The organism is Escherichia sp. E1V33 (assembly GCF_004211955.1).
Taxonomy (GTDB): domain Bacteria; phylum Pseudomonadota; class Gammaproteobacteria; order Enterobacterales; family Enterobacteriaceae; genus Escherichia.
The window spans coordinates 62,073-79,905 of the sequence record NZ_RHJI01000005.1 but is presented as its reverse complement, the minus strand read 5'-3'; the positions used below and the strand labels follow the sequence as shown (position 1 = coordinate 79,905).

Annotated in this window: 23 protein-coding genes; 10 read left to right on the top strand and 13 right to left on the bottom strand. The window is 50.3% G+C overall.

Annotated elements, in window-relative coordinates; genetic code table 11:
- Positions 1-63 precede the first annotated feature (63 nt).
- The gene (locus D9742_RS04915; protein WP_130236174.1) at positions 64-1,116 is read left to right on the top strand and encodes a rhodanese-related sulfurtransferase; all 1,053 of its coding nucleotides are present in this window, start codon (positions 64-66) and stop codon (positions 1,114-1,116) included.
- A gap of 41 nt (positions 1,117-1,157) precedes the next feature.
- On the opposite strand, the gene D9742_RS04910 is transcribed toward D9742_RS04915, so the two are convergent.
- The 10 genes from D9742_RS04910 to mdtH form a co-directional block, all read right to left on the bottom strand.
- Positions 1,158-1,733, bottom strand: coding sequence for a YceI family protein (locus D9742_RS04910; protein ID WP_130236173.1), 576 nt, complete (start codon positions 1,731-1,733; stop codon positions 1,158-1,160).
- Between the two features lie 3 nt (positions 1,734-1,736).
- Positions 1,737-2,303 carry a cytochrome b gene (locus D9742_RS04905; RefSeq protein ID WP_130236172.1) on the bottom strand — a complete coding sequence of 189 codons (567 nt, stop codon included), beginning with the start codon at positions 2,301-2,303 and terminating at the stop codon, positions 1,737-1,739.
- A gap of 262 nt (positions 2,304-2,565) precedes the next feature.
- Positions 2,566-2,679 carry a YceO family protein gene (locus tag D9742_RS04900; protein ID WP_001253741.1) on the bottom strand — a complete coding sequence of 38 codons (114 nt, stop codon included), beginning with the start codon at positions 2,677-2,679 and terminating at the stop codon, positions 2,566-2,568.
- A 47-nt stretch (positions 2,680-2,726) separates the two neighbouring features.
- A complete protein-coding gene (solA, locus tag D9742_RS04895) occupies positions 2,727-3,845 on the bottom strand; it encodes an N-methyl-L-tryptophan oxidase (protein WP_130236171.1) in 1,119 nt (372 codons plus the stop codon).
- A 114-nt stretch (positions 3,846-3,959) separates the two neighbouring features.
- A complete protein-coding gene (gene bssS / locus D9742_RS04890) occupies positions 3,960-4,214 on the bottom strand; it encodes a biofilm formation regulator BssS (protein ID WP_000414435.1) in 255 nt (84 codons plus the stop codon).
- Between the two features lie 284 nt (positions 4,215-4,498).
- Positions 4,499-4,744, bottom strand: coding sequence for a DNA damage-inducible protein I (gene dinI, locus D9742_RS04885; RefSeq protein ID WP_001217771.1), 246 nt, complete (start codon positions 4,742-4,744; stop codon positions 4,499-4,501).
- A 74-nt stretch (positions 4,745-4,818) separates the two neighbouring features.
- Positions 4,819-5,865 (bottom strand): dihydroorotase, encoded by a 1,047-nt coding sequence (gene pyrC / locus D9742_RS04880; protein ID WP_130236170.1) that lies wholly within the window; start codon positions 5,863-5,865, stop codon positions 4,819-4,821.
- Positions 5,866-5,970: 105 nt separating this feature from the next.
- The gene (locus D9742_RS04875) at positions 5,971-6,531 is read right to left on the bottom strand and encodes a lipoprotein (protein ID WP_032183927.1); all 561 of its coding nucleotides are present in this window, start codon (positions 6,529-6,531) and stop codon (positions 5,971-5,973) included.
- Positions 6,532-6,664: 133 nt separating this feature from the next.
- On the bottom strand, positions 6,665-7,312 hold the full coding sequence (grxB, locus tag D9742_RS04870) for a glutaredoxin 2 (protein ID WP_130236169.1): 648 nt from the start codon (positions 7,310-7,312) through the stop codon (positions 6,665-6,667).
- 63 nt (positions 7,313-7,375) lie between these two features.
- Positions 7,376-8,584: a multidrug efflux MFS transporter MdtH gene (gene mdtH, locus D9742_RS04865; RefSeq protein ID WP_130236168.1), complete on the bottom strand. Its 1,209-nt coding sequence runs from the start codon at positions 8,582-8,584 to the stop codon at positions 7,376-7,378.
- Between the two features lie 235 nt (positions 8,585-8,819).
- Here mdtH and rimJ point away from each other — a divergent pair, with 235 nt between their 5' ends.
- From rimJ to murJ, 4 genes are all read left to right on the top strand, one after another.
- Complete coding sequence (rimJ, locus tag D9742_RS04860; protein WP_130236167.1) at positions 8,820-9,404, top strand: ribosomal protein S5-alanine N-acetyltransferase; 585 nt, start codon at positions 8,820-8,822, stop codon at positions 9,402-9,404.
- 10 nt (positions 9,405-9,414) lie between these two features.
- On the top strand, positions 9,415-10,062 hold the full coding sequence (locus D9742_RS04855) for a YceH family protein (protein WP_130236166.1): 648 nt from the start codon (positions 9,415-9,417) through the stop codon (positions 10,060-10,062).
- Position 10,063: 1 nt separating this feature from the next.
- A complete protein-coding gene (locus D9742_RS04850) occupies positions 10,064-10,987 on the top strand; it encodes a Gfo/Idh/MocA family oxidoreductase (protein WP_130236165.1) in 924 nt (307 codons plus the stop codon).
- A gap of 109 nt (positions 10,988-11,096) precedes the next feature.
- Positions 11,097-12,632 carry a murein biosynthesis integral membrane protein MurJ gene (gene murJ / locus D9742_RS04845; RefSeq protein WP_130236164.1) on the top strand — a complete coding sequence of 512 codons (1,536 nt, stop codon included), beginning with the start codon at positions 11,097-11,099 and terminating at the stop codon, positions 12,630-12,632.
- A 39-nt stretch (positions 12,633-12,671) separates the two neighbouring features.
- On the opposite strand, the gene flgN is transcribed toward murJ, so the two are convergent.
- The 3 genes from flgN to flgA all read right to left on the bottom strand — a co-directional run bounded on the left by flgN (position 12,672) and on the right by flgA (position 14,121).
- Positions 12,672-13,088, bottom strand: coding sequence for a flagella biosynthesis chaperone FlgN (gene flgN / locus D9742_RS04840; protein ID WP_130236163.1), 417 nt, complete (start codon positions 13,086-13,088; stop codon positions 12,672-12,674).
- Positions 13,089-13,092: 4 nt separating this feature from the next.
- The gene (flgM, locus tag D9742_RS04835; RefSeq protein ID WP_130236162.1) at positions 13,093-13,386 is read right to left on the bottom strand and encodes a flagellar biosynthesis anti-sigma factor FlgM; all 294 of its coding nucleotides are present in this window, start codon (positions 13,384-13,386) and stop codon (positions 13,093-13,095) included.
- A 75-nt stretch (positions 13,387-13,461) separates the two neighbouring features.
- A complete protein-coding gene (gene flgA / locus D9742_RS04830; RefSeq protein WP_130236161.1) occupies positions 13,462-14,121 on the bottom strand; it encodes a flagellar basal body P-ring formation chaperone FlgA in 660 nt (219 codons plus the stop codon).
- A gap of 155 nt (positions 14,122-14,276) precedes the next feature.
- Here flgA and flgB point away from each other — a divergent pair, with 155 nt between their 5' ends.
- From flgB to flgF, 5 genes are read left to right on the top strand one after another with little or no spacing between them, the layout of a single operon-like run.
- Complete coding sequence (gene flgB, locus D9742_RS04825; RefSeq protein WP_130216143.1) at positions 14,277-14,693, top strand: flagellar basal body rod protein FlgB; 417 nt, start codon at positions 14,277-14,279, stop codon at positions 14,691-14,693.
- Positions 14,694-14,696: 3 nt separating this feature from the next.
- Positions 14,697-15,101, top strand: a complete 405-nt coding sequence (gene flgC, locus D9742_RS04820; RefSeq protein WP_001196460.1) for a flagellar basal body rod protein FlgC — start codon at positions 14,697-14,699, stop codon at positions 15,099-15,101.
- A gap of 11 nt (positions 15,102-15,112) precedes the next feature.
- Positions 15,113-15,808, top strand: a complete 696-nt coding sequence (flgD, locus tag D9742_RS23215) for a flagellar hook assembly protein FlgD (RefSeq protein WP_064528545.1) — start codon at positions 15,113-15,115, stop codon at positions 15,806-15,808.
- Between the two features lie 24 nt (positions 15,809-15,832).
- On the top strand, positions 15,833-17,038 hold the full coding sequence (gene flgE, locus D9742_RS23210; protein WP_130236160.1) for a flagellar hook protein FlgE: 1,206 nt from the start codon (positions 15,833-15,835) through the stop codon (positions 17,036-17,038).
- A gap of 19 nt (positions 17,039-17,057) precedes the next feature.
- Positions 17,058-17,813: a flagellar basal-body rod protein FlgF gene (flgF, locus tag D9742_RS04805; protein ID WP_130236159.1), complete on the top strand. Its 756-nt coding sequence runs from the start codon at positions 17,058-17,060 to the stop codon at positions 17,811-17,813.
- Positions 17,814-17,833: the final 20 nt, after the last annotated feature.

Sequence of the window (17,833 nt, the reverse complement as noted above, 5' to 3'; positions counted from 1 at the left end):
TTTGCGATAATTGCTATATCATGCGCCGGATTTTACTTTCTCATCCCGCAGGAACCGTACACCATGCCAGTGTTACACAACCGCATTTCCAACGACGCACTGAAAGCCAAAATGCTGGCCGAGAGTGAACCGCGCACCACCATTTCGTTTTATAAATATTTCCATATTGCCGATCCTAAAGTGACCCGCGATGCTTTATATCAGCTGTTTGCCTCGTTGAATGTTTTTGGCCGGGTCTATCTGGCACATGAGGGGATCAACGCGCAAATTAGTGTACCAGCGAGCAACGTCGAGACATTTCGTGCACAGCTTTATGCTTTTGATCCTGCGTTAGATGGTTTACGCCTGAATATCGCGTTGGATGATGACGGGAAATCCTTCTGGGTGCTGCGCATGAAGGTCCGCGAGCGGATTGTCGCCGACGGAATTGACGATCCTCAATTTGATGCCACCAATGTCGGGGAATATCTGCAAGCGGCGGAAGTGAATGCCATGCTTGATGATCCCGATACGCTCTTTATCGACATGCGCAACCACTATGAATACGAAGTCGGCCATTTCGAAAATGCGTTGGAAATTCCGGCTGATACCTTTCGTGAACAACTGCCGAAAGCGGTTGAGATGATGCAGACGCATAAAGATAAAAAAATCGTCATGTACTGCACTGGTGGCATTCGTTGCGAAAAAGCCAGTGCCTGGATGAAGCATAACGGCTTTAATAAAGTCTGGCATATTGAAGGCGGCATTATTGAATACGCCCGTAAGGCGCGTGAACAAGGCTTGCCAGTGCGTTTTATTGGCAAAAATTTCGTTTTTGACGAACGGATGGGCGAGCGCATCTCTGATGAAATTATTGCGCATTGCCATCAGTGCGGCACGCCATGCGACAGCCATACCAACTGTAAAAATGATGGCTGTCACTTGCTGTTTATCCAGTGTCCGACGTGTGCTGAGAAATTCAAGGGGTGTTGTAGTGAGATTTGCTGCGAAGAGAGCGCATTACCGCCAGAAGAACAACGACGCCGTCGAGCCGGGCGAGAAAATGGCAATAAAATCTTTAATAAGTCGCGGGGGCGCCTGAATACGACACTGGGCATACCTGATCCTGCGGAATGAACATCATTGCCGGATGCGCGTCATCCGGCAACATTTCAGCATTATTTCTGCTGTACACCTTCCACCGAAATAATCAGATCAACTTCCTGAGAGGCTGGACCTAAATCTGATTTGATATTGAAGTCTTTTAGCTTAATTTTACCTTCAGCTTCGAAGCCAGCACGTTTACCGCCCCACGGATCGTCGCCCTGACCAATCAACTTCGCTTCCAGCGTTACTGGTTTAGTTACGCCATTCAGAGTCAAGTCACCAGTGATATCCAGCTCGTCACCGTCTTTCTTCACGCTAGTGGATGTAAAGATTGCCTGCGGATATTTTGCTGTATTGAGGAAATCCGCGCTGCGCAGATGTTTATCGCGCTCGGCATGGTTGGTATCCACGCTGGTGGTGTTAATGGTGACATTGACTTTATCGGCCGCCGGATTCTTTTCATCAAACGTAAAAGTACCGTCGAAATCTTTAAAAGTGCCGTAAACCCAGCTGTAGCCCAGATGTTGAATGCGGAAATTGACAAAGGCGTGCTGGCCTTCTTTGTCAATTTTGTAATCGGCAGCAATAGCTGAACCGGCAGAAAACAACAGGGAAGCGAAGGTTAAACCAAGCAGGCTTTTTTTCATTTTTTATACTCCATAGTCAGATGACGACTTTCCCAGCATGCGCTTCAGGGTGTCGTCTTTATCGATGAAATGATGTTTCAGCGCCATAAATCCGTGCATAACTGACAGGACGACGACACTCCAGGCAAACCAGAAATGTAGAGCGCCTGCTAAGTCAGCTTGCGTACCGGCGTCGGCAAGCGTTGCGGGGATTTCAAACCAACCAAAAACGCTGATGGGTTTGCCATCGGCGGTCGAGATAAGGTAGCCGCTCATGCCAATAGCAAAGAGCAAAAGATAAAGTGCCAGATGGCCTGCTTTCGCTCCGTAACGTATACCGGGGGAATAGCTTTTCAGTGGGCCAGGCGGAGGAGAAATTAAACGCCAGAGAACGCGAATAACCAGCCCCATCATTAACAAAATACCGATGCTTTTATGCAAATCTGGCGCTTTGTGATACCAACCGTCGTAATAACTTAACGTTACCATCCACAAACCTAAAGCAAACATGCCATAGACAATAATTGCCGTCAGCCAATGTAAAGCGGCAGAAATAACACCATAACGTTGAGGGGAATTTATGAATTGCATAACTGCATCCAGAACATATTCACGAGGCAATGAAAATGGCCTGTCATGAGATGAATTGCAACCTAAAAATAACAATCCGAATGATATTTATTTTTATTTCAATAATTTTGATTTAATAATGAAAGAACCTTCATAAGTTTAGTGGTTTCAGGGGGAGGGATGTCTGGTGAATGCCAGTTGCAACTGGAATAAGGTTATTCAATTTTTCACGCCAAATGAAAGGGTAATTAAATTTTTGTCAGTTTGTGTCAGCGCCTGGTGATTAAAAATAAAACACATAGATGAGATCCATAATCGCCAATACCCCCCAGAGAAAAAGATAAAGCATGAGATGTTCGCGAATATTATTGATGAGATAGTTCACAAGACGACGCATTAAAAGTTCCTGTAAAAACGGCCTCAACTTAGAGGCCGTGATGATGATTATTGGAAGCGGGAAAGCCGGAATGGCGTTAAATCAAAATCGATTTTTTTGTCTTGCGCAAAGTCAGCGGCTATTTCCCCTAATACCGAAGCAAATTTAAAACCATGCCCACTCAGACCAGTAATCAGCAGCGTATTAGTGTGCCCTGGTAGGGTATCGATAATAAAATCTTCGTCAGGCGAATTATCATAGGTGCAGGCAGCTCCATACAGGCAGCAGCCGATACCTGGCAACACACTGCGTAAGAACGGGAATGCTTCAGAACCGTCACTGTCGATTTCCGCAAACGGAACACGTTCATCCGCTGAATGAATTACCTGACCACCGTTATGTTTCCCAATCTTCAGGGCATCGTTTTCCGCCGGAAAACCGTAGTATTGATCGCCATTGGGCAATTCACCGGTAAAGGCCGGGAATTTATTTTTCACGCTATAGCGGCCATCGGCTTGATACCAGGCGAATACTTTACGAACGGGCTGGATGGGCAGTTCTGGTAGCAGCTCTTTTACCCAGGTTCCTGCACAGACGATCGCTTTCTTCGCCTGGTACTCGCCGTCCGCCGTTTCAATAGTTACGCTGTTATCGTCATGACGAATTGCGGTGACCGGACAGTTAAACAGTTGTGCGCAGCCAGCTTCATTCGCCAGTTTGATCCAGGTTTTAATCGCCAGCTCGCTGCGTAAAAAACCAGAGTCGGCCTCAAATAGCCCGATATAGTTGTCAGGGACGCGTATTTCCGGCCAGCGAGACATAATGGTTTGCGCATCCAACTCCTCGACGTTGAGTTGCCATTGTTTGGCGCTGTGAGCGACATTGGCGAGAAACTCGGAGTCGGCAGGGCCGAGGTTGATTACCCCTGAGCGCACAAAAATAGGATCCTCTTCGTTGTGACGGGAGAGTTCATCCCACAGGGTTTGCGCACGGAGCACTAGCGGGACATACTTTTCGCCTTCGCCATAAGCATGGCGAATTAATCGGGTATCTCCGTGGTGACTGCCGTGTTGATGTGGCGGCATATGGCTGTCGGTCATCAGCACTTTCAAACCGGCCTGGGTGGCATAATACCCGGCTGCAGCGCCTACGGAACCGCTGCCAATAATGATGAGATCGTATTTCATTTTTTTCTCTCTGCTCTCATGGTTTAAGCAGAGTAAATAAGTAACAAACGATATACAACCCAGAAATGGTAAAGGCACCGGTAAGGTGCCTTTTGGGTGGATGGTCATGTCATGTTAATGACGCCGATACTCATTGACATGGAAATCACCAGATTCAATTTTGGCGATTCCTGCTTCTAATATCGAAATAAATTGTCTGGCAACATCAGTAGTTAACCAGAGTGTCTGACCAACTTCAGTCCCTTCCTGCTCGGACTTATTTGGGGTCTGGTAGTGCAAACGCAACATCAGCGCATCATAGCTATCAACGGTGCTGATGTCCCACCCTACGAGCGGATGAGTCTGAATGACTTCATTGTTTTTTTCCATCATGGCCCCCTAATTCGTGTTACTAGACAACGTTATTCGAGGTTCAATGCGTTTTTATCTGAAGCAACTTCAGTATATCAATAAATATGGCTATTCACCGAAATTTTAAAGGGGTAGTGAGATATTTTTTTTCTTTTAAGATTTATATGAACAATAAAACAGCATGTCATTCATATTTTTTTAGCATATTGTGCAATTATTTTGAGGAAGTGTAAAAATTGTACGAACAATCTTAAAATATAAAAAAGCCGGGGCGACCCGGCAAAAACAAACATCACTGCATATTATTCGCTAACAAACCAGTCATCGGCGCTTTCCCACGTTTCTTGTAGAATTTCGCTAATGCGCTGTTTATCTTCTTTTGTTGCGCCAATAACCGATAAATTATTTGCCGCAGCATATCGTACCGATACGTGACCTTCATTGTCCGGAAACGCATACTGAATGCGGCGAGAAAGTTCACCCGCCAGAGCGTCAATGGCGCCAGTGGGTAGTGGAGAAGTTTTCGCTATGGTGACTTCAATTCGCATAATAGCCCCCTGTTGAATATACTGGTTATTTATACAGGTAAAATAAGCTAAAGACAACAGGTGGCTACGTTTTTTTATTGCTTAACAGACCAGCGTACAGTTTCTCCAGCCATGAAAGGAACAAGTGTATCGTCTGTCAGAGTGATGCTTTCAGCAATTTGCTGCTCTTCGCGTATCAGTTCAATAAACGATTCATTGACCGGTAATCCATAGAATTTCGGCCCGTTTAAAGAACAGAATGCTTCAAAATGCTGTAGTGCATTCATCTCTTCAAATACGGTGGCGTAACTGCCCAGCGCCGTTGGCGCATTAAAGCAACCTGCACAACCGCAGCTACTCTCTTTACGATGACGCGCATGTGGCGCGGAATCGGTACCCAGAAAAACGCGATCAAAACCACTGGCGACCAGCTCACGCAGCGCCTGCTGGTGAATATTGCGTTTGAGGATCGGCAGACAGTAGAGATGCGGACGCACACCGCCAACCAGCATATGGTTACGGTTAAACATCAGATGCTGGGGAGTAATGGTTGCGGCCAATAGTTCATTTCCGTCACGAACATAGTCGGCAGCATCTTTGGTGGTGATGTGCTCGAAAACGACTTTCAGCGCGGTCAGGCGCTGGCGTAGCGGCTCCATGACCGTCTCAATAAAACGCGCTTCACGGTCAAAAATGTCGATGTCAGCATGGGTCACTTCACCATGCACCAGCAGCGGCATACCGATTTTTTCCATGCGCTCAAGTACTGACATTATCGCCTCAACCGACGTCACGCCGTGGCTGGAGTTGGTGGTGGCATTCGCAGGGTAAAGTTTTGCGGCGGTGAACACGCCTTCGTTAAATCCACGCTCCAGCTCATTGGGGTCCAGAGAGTCTGTTAAATAACAGGTCATCAGCGGGGTGAAATCGTGTCCGTCCGGTACGGCGTCAAGAATGCGTTGGCGATAAGCCACTGCAGCCTCAACTGTTGTTACAGGCGGTGCCAGATTGGGCATAACGATGGCCCGACCATAGGTTTCGCTGGTATACGGCACGACAGTTTTTAACATGTCGCCATCGCGGAGGTGAAGGTGCCAGTCGTCTGGGCGGCGGATCTTTAATACCTGGGATGGTGCAGTCATTAATTTCTATGCTCCGGCTGAAGGGATGTTTTTGCCGGACACAAAGGATAAGCGGAAACGTTTTCCTTTGCACGAAAAATAAAGGGCGCAAATGCGCCCACGTGATTAATCAGTGAACGGAATGACTATTTCACCCGGTTTCACTTCAATGCCTTTCGCCAGTTTCTTCGCCATTGCTTCGCCTTTGCTGCCATCTTCGCGCAGGACGTAAGCAGGTTGCTGGTTAAAGTAATTGCGTAATGCCTGGTTCAAATAAGGAAGCAACGTTTGCATCACCGTTTGCATTTTTTCCGGTTGTACCGTCGCATCGACCACTTCCATCTCTTTCAGGAAGATAGCGCCTTTCTCTTTATCAAACACTGGCAGCGCTTTCAGCTTCAGTTTCATGGTCGCTTTCTGGCTACCGAACAGGGAGTTCATGTCCAGATTGGCGTCACCGGTTAGGGTAACCTTATTCGGCTCTTCGCGACCAATTTGGCTGGTCAGGTTTGTCAGAACAATATGGGCGTCAGCCACTCCGGGTAAACCGATATCTTTTGAGAAATTATTATGTTTCGCAAGCGACTGGTTAATTTCTTGTTCGGTGATGGTGTATTGGGTGAGTTGATTACAGCCAACGAGCAGGCCACTGACGATCAATGCAGCGGCAAATAAAAACTTGTTCATGGTAGTCCTCGACATGAATTCTGCGTCAATATCCTGACACAACGCAGCATGTGTCACCAGCGATAAACTCGCCAGCAGAAAAAACTGAAAACAGCGGCAACCCGCGAATACAGGCTGCCACGGCAGGTCAGGATTAAATCGCCATTGATGATAGCAAATTGATTTGCGTCTGTTTGGCCATGTTATCGCGGTAATCAGCGACGCGGCTTGGCCAGTTAATTCCGGCAACCAGCGTCAGGTTACGCAGCAGAGGAAAAAGTTGAATGTCATCTTCCGAAAGCTCGCCATTCACAGCGTTTGGCTTGACGATGAGTTTATCCAGTGCACGTAAATCATCGCTGATATTTTTAATTAACCCATCAGAATGAGAGAGAAGCTCGGCAAAATTACCCGTGCTGGCCTCTTTCTTGTCGATGAAGTATTTGCGTGCGGCGGGAGTAGAAAACTCATCAAAAGCCGATTTGGCAAAACGCGGCAACAGCAGTTTATTGGCGTAGCCGTTGACCTTGCGCAGCCACTCTTCAATGGCGGGGGAGCGTTTACCCGTCAGTAACGGTTTGCCGTCGAGCTTATCAACATAGTGAACAATGTCCATGCTTTCTGGCATATAGCGGCTGTCATCTTTTTGCAGAATAGGAACCTGTTTTTGACCGACCATCCGGGTGGGTGTTTCCGCATCGTCGTTGAGCAGAACATGTAATTCGACGGGGATATTTTTCAGGCCGAAAATCATGCGGGATTTGAGGCAGTAAGGGCAATGATCGTAGATATATAGCTTCACGTGACTCCTCCATTTGGCTGTCAGTGCACTTTCAGTATGGAGGAGTCAGGGGGGAGTATCAAATCAGGCGTCGCGTTCCAGCAACCGACGCGCGGCACGTTTATGGCTAAATTGCCAGCCCAACGCAAGGAAGGTGATGATGCCAATAACCCCCAACATCATCCACGGCAATTCCGGTTGTTGCGTGGATTTACCCAGGTCAAACAGCCAGCCGCCGCCGATATAGCCAATAGCGCCGCCTATCGCCAGGCCCAGCCGACTAAACCCCATATAACTGCCGCGCGCTCGTGCATCCGCCAACGAGGCGCTAAGAGTTTCACGCGCAGGTTCGGCAATGATCGAGCCAATATAAAACAGACAAATCAGGGTGAAAAGTTGTTGCAGGCCACTGACCATGCCCACGGGTATCATGCTTAATGACATCACCAGTAGCCCCGCCATCAACCGGTGTTCCAGACGAAAACGCTTTTCACTCCAGCGGGCGATAGGGTAGAGCAACGTTAACGACAAACACGCTTCAATGGCATACATCCATTTAACGGCGGAGGGCGCTTCGGCAACGTCGTTGACCATAATCGGCAGCATCAGCATCACCTGTACAGCCAGCATGTAGTAGCCCGCGAGTGTCAGGACATAGGTGACAAAACGTTTATCGCGCATCACGCGGGCCATGCCTTCGCGGACTGGCGTGCGAACGGTAGAGAGTTTCCACGCGGGTAATAACCAGGCGTTAAATGCTGCACACAATACAAACAGAATTGCCCCCGTGGCGCAGACCAGGCGAAAATCGTACTGCAATAACCAACTCCCCAACAGCGCGCCAATGACCGCACCAGCGCTGTCCTGCATCATCAACAGGGAGAAAAAACGGCCCCGTTGTTCCGGACGAATTAATTTCACCACCAGCGCCGAACGCGGCGGATCAAATAACGTACCGCCGAGGCCCGAGAGCAAACAAGAAAACCACAGCATCCAGGGTTCATGGGCGATGCCCATGGTGGCGAATCCGGCGGCGCGCATCAGCATACCGGTAACGATCATCGGTTTAGCGCCAAAACGGTCGGCAATAGCACCGCCGAAAATGCCTAAACCTTGCTGAATGAACTGACGCAGACCGAGGGCAATACCAACCATTACGGCAGCCCAGCCCATTTGATCAACGAAGCGGATTGAGATCAGCGGGAAGACAACAAAGAACCCCAGCACGACCAGCATATTATCGACGAGAAGGAAATATTTACCCAGGTTCCTCGCCTGCGACACGCGCGACATTTCCCCTCCCGGGAAATAAAAGATGAGCACTTTCTATTCTGCATTGTCGCTAAGATTTTTCCCATCATATCGGGGACAATATTTTTTTATCAAAACGTCGCTTTGATAGAGAGTTTTTATCAAATATGTGAATAATGCAGAAAATGGCATTTTGGACTTTTCACAGGCTTTGGTTGCGCAGGTATAGTAATACTTACAGCGTATTAAAGACGTTACGGGAAGGAGTAGGTATAGAATGTTTGGCTATCGCAGTAACGTGCCAAAAGTGCGCTTAACCACCGACCGATTGGTCGTGCGTCTGGTGCATGAACGTGATGCCTGGCGACTGGCGGATTATTACGCAGAGAATCGCCATTTCCTGAAGCCCTGGGAGCCAGTGCGCGATGAAAGCCACTGCTATCCTTCAGGCTGGCAGGCCAGGTTAAGCATGATTAACGAATTTCATAAACAGGGCTCTGCCTTTTACTTTGCATTGCTCGACCCGGACGAGAAAGAAATAATTGGCGTAGCCAATTTTTCCAATGTGGTACGCGGCTCTTTTCACGCCTGCTATCTCGGTTATTCGATCGGACAAAAATGGCAGGGTAAAGGACTGATGTTTGAAGCTCTGACCGCCGCCATTCGCTATATGCAACGTACCCAACATATTCATCGCATTATGGCCAACTATATGCCGCACAATAAACGCAGCGGTGATTTGCTGGCGCGGTTGGGGTTTGAAAAAGAAGGCTATGCGAAAGATTATTTGTTGATTGATGGAAAATGGCGCGATCACGTACTGACGGCATTAACCACCCCGGACTGGACGCCCGGCCGCTAAGGAGAATTTCATGAAGTATAAACTTACCGCACTGGAAGCCCGTGTGATTGGCTGTTTGCTGGAAAAACAGGTGACGACGCCGGAGCAATACCCACTTTCCGTGAATGGCGTGGTAACGGCCTGTAACCAGAAAACAAACCGTGAACCGGTAATGAATCTGAGCGAATCCGAGGTGCAGGAGCAACTGGATAATCTGGTAAAACGCCATTATCTGCGCACGGTGAGTGGCTTTGGTAATCGAGTCACCAAATATGAACAGCGTTTCTGCAACTCTGAGTTTGGTGACCTGAAACTTAGCGCCGCGGAAGTCGCATTAATTACCACTTTGTTGTTGCGAGGCGCTCAGACGCCGGGTGAACTGCGCAGTCGCGCAGCGCGGATGTATGAATTCAGCGATATGGCGGAAGTAGAAACGACGCTGGAACAACTGGCTAATCGCGAAGATGGGCCTTTTGTCGTTCGTCTGGCTCGCGAACCGGGTAAACGTGAAAGCCGCTATATGCATCTTTTCAGTGGCGAGGTGGATGATCAGCCAGTGCTTACGGAAACGACGGACGTGGTTGGCGGCGATTTACAATCCCGCGTCGAAGCCCTGGAAATCGAGGTGGCAGAACTGAAACTGCGTCTTGATTCGTTGCTGGCCCATCTGGGAGACTAGCGTGAAAAAATTACGTATCGGCGTAGTGGGGTTGGGTGGCATCGCGCAAAAAGCGTGGCTGCCGGTGCTGGCAGCGGCGTCTGACTGGACGCTTCAGGGGGCGTGGTCGCCAACGCGTGAGAAAGCCATCTCAATTTGTGAAAGCTGGCGCATTCCTTACGCCGATTCGTTATCTAACCTTGCCGCCAGTTGCGATGCGGTATTTGTCCACTCCAGCACCGCCAGTCATTTTGATGTGGTCAGTGCGTTATTAAATGCAGGTGTACATGTCTGTGTCGATAAACCACTGGCGGAAAATCTGCGCGATGCCGAGCGACTGGTTGAACTCGCAGCGCGCAAAAAACTGACACTGATGGTCGGCTTTAACCGCCGTTTCGCGCCGCTGTATTGTGAGTTAAAAACACAGCTTGCCAGCGCGTCCTCGCTAAGAATGGATAAACATCGTACCAATAGCGTCGGACCACACGATCTTTATTTCACCTTGCTGGATGATTATTTGCATGTGGTTGATACCGCGCTATGGTTGTCTGGCGGCAATGCAACTCTCGAAAGCGGTACGTTGCTGACCAATGAGTCAGGCGAAATGCTGTTTGCCGAGCACCATTTTTCTGTCGGTCCGTTACAAATCACCACCTGTATGCATCGCCGTGCCGGAAGTCAGCGTGAAGCGTTGCAGGCAGTGACTGAAGGGGCATTAATCGACATCACCGATATGCGTGAATGGCGTGAGGAGCGCGGGCAGGGCGTGGTGCATAAACCGATTCCTGGCTGGCAAAGTACCCTCGAGCAGCGTGGATTTGTCGGTTGTGCGCGCCATTTCATTGAATGCGTGCAAAATCAGACAGTTCCGCAAACCGCTGGTGAACAGGCGGTGCTGGCACAGCGCATCGTTGATAAGCTCTGGCGCGATGCGATGAGTGAATAAACCCTGTAACATCTGGCGGTAGCAATTCACTATAATCCAGGTAGACTATTCGCCTCTTTCAGCGCCTGCCTTGCAGGCGTTTTGCCCGTGGGTCTGGATTAGAACACCGATGAATTTATTAAAATCGCTGGCCGCCGTCAGCTCGATGACCATGTTTTCGCGTGTGCTTGGCTTCGCACGTGACGCAATTGTCGCCAGAATATTTGGCGCAGGGATGGCAACCGACGCCTTTTTTGTCGCGTTCAAACTTCCTAACTTGTTACGCCGTATCTTTGCTGAAGGGGCATTCTCCCAGGCTTTCGTGCCGATTCTGGCGGAATATAAAAGCAAGCAGGGTGAAGATGCCACGCGGGTCTTTGTCTCTTATGTTTCTGGCCTGCTGACGCTGGCGTTGGCAGTTGTGACGGTCGCCGGTATGCTCGCCGCGCCGTGGGTGATAATGGTAACCGCGCCGGGCTTTGCGGATACTGCCGACAAATTCGCGCTTACCACCCAGCTATTACAGATTACCTTTCCCTATATCTTGTTGATTTCACTGGCATCGCTGGTGGGGGCGATTCTGAATACCTGGAACCGTTTCTCGATTCCGGCATTTGCCCCGACGTTGCTCAACATCAGCATGATTGGCTTTGCGCTGTTTGCTGCGCCGTACTTTAATCCACCGGTGCTGGCGCTGGCGTGGGCAGTTACGGTGGGTGGCATCCTGCAACTGGTTTATCAGTTACCACATCTGAAGAAGATCGGCATGTTGGTATTGCCGCGCATTAACTTCCACGATGCCGGGGCGATGCGCGTAGTGAAACAGATGGGGCCGGCGATTCTTGGCGTCTCTGTGAGCCAGATCTCCTTAATCATCAACACTATTTTTGCCTCATTTCTTGCTTCTGGCTCGGTGTCGTGGATGTATTACGCCGACCGTTTGATGGAGTTTCCGTCCGGTGTGCTGGGTGTGGCGCTGGGGACCATTTTGCTGCCGTCGCTGTCGAAAAGTTTTGCCAGCGGTAATCACGATGAATACAACCGTCTGATGGACTGGGGGCTGCGTCTTTGTTTCCTGCTGGCGCTGCCAAGCGCAGTAGCGCTGGGCATCCTCTCCGGTCCGTTAACCGTTTCGCTGTTCCAGTACGGTAAATTTACCGCCTTTGATGCGCTGATGACCCAGCGGGCTTTAATCGCCTACTCGGTAGGTTTGATTGGCCTGATTGTGGTGAAAGTGTTGGCTCCGGGCTTTTATTCACGGCAGGACATTAAAACGCCAGTGAAAATTGCCATCGTCACGCTGATTTTGACGCAATTGATGAACCTGGCGTTTATTGGCCCGTTGAAACATGCCGGACTGTCGCTTTCCATTGGTCTGGCGGCGTGTCTGAACGCTTCGCTGCTTTACTGGCAGTTGCGTAAGCAGAAAATCTTTACCCCACAACCCGGCTGGATTGCGTTTCTGCTGCGTTTAATTGTGGCGGTACTGGTGATGTCAGGTGTGCTTTTAGGCATGTTGCATATTATGCCGGACTGGTCGTTGGGCACGATGCCCTGGCGTTTACTGCGTTTGATGGCTGTCGTTGTCGCGGGAATTGCAGCATACTTTGCCGCACTGGCGGTGTTGGGCTTCAAAGTGAAAGAATTTGCTCGTCGTACTGCTTAACATTGAATTCCGGCCTGCATCGCAGGCCGGAGAAAATCTTCAAATAGAAATCTTTTTACCACCGCGCCAGGGTGTTGAGGTCTGACCGTTCGCCCCGTACAGTGTCGGCTCCTGATGCGGTTTCAGCATTTCCAGCGCCTGTTGATTGCGCTCAATCTGCCCTTCCAGTAGCCAGCCGTTATGCTGATTTAACTGGCGCAGTTGCTGCGTTTTCTCGGTGATTTCCTGCCAGCATTGCGCAATATCTTCACTTATTTCTGTATCCGGTGCCTGTCGACGCAGCTGTTCCAGGTAATCCAGAGTCGCCAGCATTGAGCTTTTTTGTTCTGTAATATGTTGCAACTGGCTACCGGTGAACTGTCCCATAGAGAGATGTTGCTGCTCCTCGACCATCACTAAATTGAGATCGTTAAGCACCACAGACATCTGGTTGAGAATCTCAGCAAGACGCGGCATCTGATTATTTACTCATTAAATCTTGTTGCACTTCGTTGATCAGCGCATCGGCAATTTTGCCGACATCCATTTTTAGTTCACCATTACGAATCGCCAATTTTAATGCTTCAACGCGTTCAAGATTGATATCACTGCTGCCCGGTTGCATCAGTGTTGCCTGCGCATCGCTTAACTTGACGCTAGTACTGGCGGTAGACGTCATTTTTGCTGCGCGGGTATTGGCTACCGGAGCGTCACTGCTTTCGCGTGGCTGAACGGTGCTTACAGGCTTCAGGGGGGAAGTGCGGTCAATACTCATGGTTTATTCCTCATTGAGGGCGCTTTTATCATTTGTTGCTTATTTATCGGCAATGGACGGGCAATCTTTAATAGCTTACAGGTTTATAAGAATATTCCCATCGGCATCCACTACGCCACTGACTACCTGACCCGATGTCATTCTCACGCGGACCTTTTGCGCGACGGAAGCGTTATTCAGCGTCAGACCTTCAGCATTTGCACTGAACCCATCGCCACTGGCAATCACGTTAACGCGTTGTCCTGCTTTTACCCGCCAGGCCTGACGCAGCATTGTTAACTGTATAGGTTGTTCGGGGACCAAATCGCGCAGGCTAACCGCATCAACCAGTTGATTAACATCCAGAACGGTACGCGGCGGTAGTGTATCCAGTCTGCCGCGTTTAAGTTTTACACTGCCAGCGTCAAGCTTTCCCCCACGCACAACAGGCGTTGCTGCAACAACATAATTCCCTGTCGCCTGTACATTCACTTGCACGTAATGCTTATCGTTGCCGCAGCGTGCCAGCACATTAACATTGCCCCACAGTCGGGCGTTATTAGTCATGGAAAGCAGCGGCTGTTCGCACGGCGGCAATAAATTGGGTGCGGTACGAATAGAGACGAGGACCTCATCACTTAGCCCTGCCAGTTGCGCAACGAAAAAGGTTTGCAACTGTGAGGGGAAATCGCCAGCCGCACTAAATGGACTAAACAACATCGTGACGATCGCCACACAGCGCATTATTGTCAGCATTTTTGCCCCCCCAGCCATTTTTACAGCCTGAATTGTACCCGTACGCAATGACCATCAACGGCATAAATAGCAACCCATTTTGCTTTTATTCCGCCGATAACGCGCGCGTAAAGCCTTTAAGCTGACGGCAGAATTTTGATACCTGCGGAGGAGATATGCTCGATAAGCTCGACGCCGCCTTACGTTTTCAACAAGAGGCGCTCAATCTGCGCGCCCAGCGTCAGGAAGTGCTGGCGGCAAATATCGCCAATGCCGATACCCCTGGTTATCAGGCGCGCGATATGGATTTTGCCAGTGAACTTAAAAAAGTGATGCAGCGCGGGAGGGATGAAACCAGCGTGGTCGCGCTGACGCTGACCTCGTCGCAGCATATTCCAGCACAGGCATTATCACCTCCAGCCACCGAATTGCAATACCGTATTCCTGACCAGCCTTCACTGGACGGCAATACCGTGGATATGGATCGCGAACGCACCCAGTTTGCCGATAACAGCCTGCAATACCAGATGAGCCTTAGCGCGTTGAGCGGGCAAATCAAAGGCATGATGAACGTATTACAAAGCGGAAATTAACGGATGGCACTGCTGAATATTTTTGATATCGCCGGTTCGGCGTTAACCGCTCAGTCTCAGCGTCTGAACGTGGCCGCCAGCAACCTGGCCAACGCCGATAGCGTGACGGGGCCAGATGGTCAGCCGTATCGGGCAAAACAGGTGGTGTTCCAGGTGAACGCCGCGCCAGGGGCTGCGACGGGCGGAGTCAAAGTGGCTGACGTGATTGAAAGTCAGGCCCCGGACAAACTGGTCTATGAACCGGGTAATCCGCTGGCCGACGCGAAGGGATACGTGAAAATGCCGAACGTCGATGTGGTAGGCGAGATGGTTAACACCATGTCGGCGTCGCGCAGCTATCAGGCCAATGTTGAAGTACTCAATACGGTGAAAAGCATGATGCTGAAAACCCTCACGCTCGGTCAATAAAGGAGAAAGCCATGTCCATTGCGGTAACCACCACCGATCCGACAAATACCGGCGTCAGCACCACCAGCAGTAGTTCGATTACGGGCAGTAACGCCGCAGATTTACAGAGCAGCTTTCTGACTTTGCTGGTGGCGCAACTGAAAAACCAGGATCCGACCAATCCAATGGAAAACAATGAGCTGACGTCACAACTGGCGCAAATCAGCACGGTCAGCGGGATTGAAAAGCTCAACACCACACTCGGTTCGATTTCCGGGCAGATTGATAACAGCCAGTCGCTACAGGCCAGCAACCTGATTGGTCACGGCGTGATGATCCCCGGCACCACCATTCTTGCCGGTACTGGCAGTGAAGAAGGGGCGGTGACCACCACCACGCCGTTTGGTGTTGAGCTGCAACAAGCTGCAGACAAAGTGACCGCAACCATAACCGATAAAAATGGCGCGGTTGTGCGCACCATTGATATTGGTGAACTCAGCGCCGGAGTCCACAGTTTCACCTGGGACGGCACGTTGACTGATGGTACGACCGCGCCGAACGGTTCTTATAACGTGGCAATTAGTGCCAGCAACGGCGGTACACAGTTGGTTGCCCAGCCATTGCAGTTTGCGCTGGTACAGGGCGTGATTCGCGGCAATAACGGTAACACGCTGGATCTCGGCACTTACGGCACCACCACCCTCGACGAAGTACGGCAAATAATTTAAGCCTTCACATTTCAGGAGTCAGTCATGGCCTTTTCTCAAGCGGTTAGCGGATTAAACGCTGCCGCCACCAATCTCGATGTTATTGGCAACAATATCGCCAACTCTGCCACCTATGGCTTTAAATCCGGCACGGCCTCTTTTGCTGATATGTTTGCTGGTTCGAAAGTGGGACTGGGGGTAAAAGTTGCTGGCATCACTCAAGATTTTACCGATGGCACGACCACAAATACTGGCCGTGGCCTGGACGTCGCTATCAGCCAGAACGGTTTTTTCCGTCTGGTAGACAGTAACGGTTCGGTGTTTTACAGCCGTAACGGGCAATTCAAACTGGATGAAAACCGTAACCTTGTGAATATGCAAGGTTTACAGTTGACCGGGTATCCGGCAACCGGTACGCCTCCGACCATCCAGCAAGGGGCGAATCCGGGCAGTATTTCAATTCCAAATACCTTGATGGCGGCGAAGTCCACGACCACGGCGTCCATGCAGATTAACCTTAACTCCAGTGATACGCTTCCTACCGTGACACCATTCAGCGTCAGTGATGCCGATAGCTATAACAAAAAAGGTTCGGTAACGGTGTATGACAGTCAGGGTAATGCCCATGACATGAGCGTCTACTTTGTGAAGACCCAGGATAATACCTGGAATGTCTACACCCAGGATAGTAGTGCTCCAAACAGCATTGCAACGATAGCGACAACACTGGAATTTGATGCCAATGGTGTTCTGACGTCGGATCCAACAAAGGATATTACCACTGGCGCGATTAATGGCGCGGATCCTGCAACATTTTCCCTCAGCTTCCTTAATTCTATGCAGCAAAACACTGGCGCCAACAATATTGTGGCGACCACCCAGAATGGTTACAAACCGGGCGATCTGGTGAGTTATCAAATCAACGATGACGGCACGGTAGTCGGGAACTATTCGAACGAACAAACCCAATTGCTGGGGCAGATTGTGCTGGCTAACTTTGCCAACAACGAAGGACTGGCATCAGAGGGCGACAACGTCTGGTCTGCAACTCAGTCTTCTGGTGTAGCGCTATTGGGAACCGCCGGGACCGGCAATTTTGGCGCGCTGACTAACGGCGCCCTGGAAGCGTCTAACGTCGATCTCAGCAAAGAACTGGTCAATATGATTGTCGCCCAGCGTAACTATCAGTCTAACGCCCAGACCATCAAAACTCAGGACCAGATCCTCAACACGCTGGTTAACTTACGCTAATTGCTGACGGGATAGCTCGATGGATCACGCAATCTATACCGCAATGGGCGCCGCCAGTCAGACGCTGAATCAACAAGCGGTGACCGCCAGCAATCTGGCGAATGCCTCCACGCCTGGTTTTCGCGCGCAATTAAACGCCTTACGTGCGGTGCCGGTTGAAGGACTTTCTCTGCCCACGCGCACACTCGTGACGGCATCTACGCCTGGTGCAGATATGACGCCCGGCAAGATGGATTACACCTCGCGTCCCCTGGATGTTGCATTACAACAGGACGGCTGGTTGGCCGTGCAAACCGCTGACGGCAGCGAGGGGTATACGCGTAACGGCAGCATTCAGGTTGATCCTGGTGGACAACTGACGATTCAGGGGTATCCGGTGATTGGCGAGGCGGGGCCGATTGCCGTGCCGGAAGGGGCGGAAATTACTATCGCCGCCGATGGCACCATTTCGGCGCTCAATCCGGGCGATCCGGCAAATACCGTTGCGCCAGTGGGACGGTTGAAACTGGTGAAAGCCATGGGCAGTGAAGTGCAGCGTGGTGATGACGGGATCTTCCGTTTGAGTGCGGAAAGTCAGGCCACGCGTGGTCCGGTGTTACAGGCTGACCCGACGTTACGGGTGATGTCGGGCGTGCTGGAAGGTAGCAACGTTAATGCTGTTTCGGCAATGAGCGACATGATTGCCAGTGCGCGGCGTTTTGAAATGCAGATGAAAGTAATAAGCAGCGTCGATGATAACGCTGGCCGCGCCAACCAACTGCTGTCGATGAGTTAATTGAACGATTGATGACATTG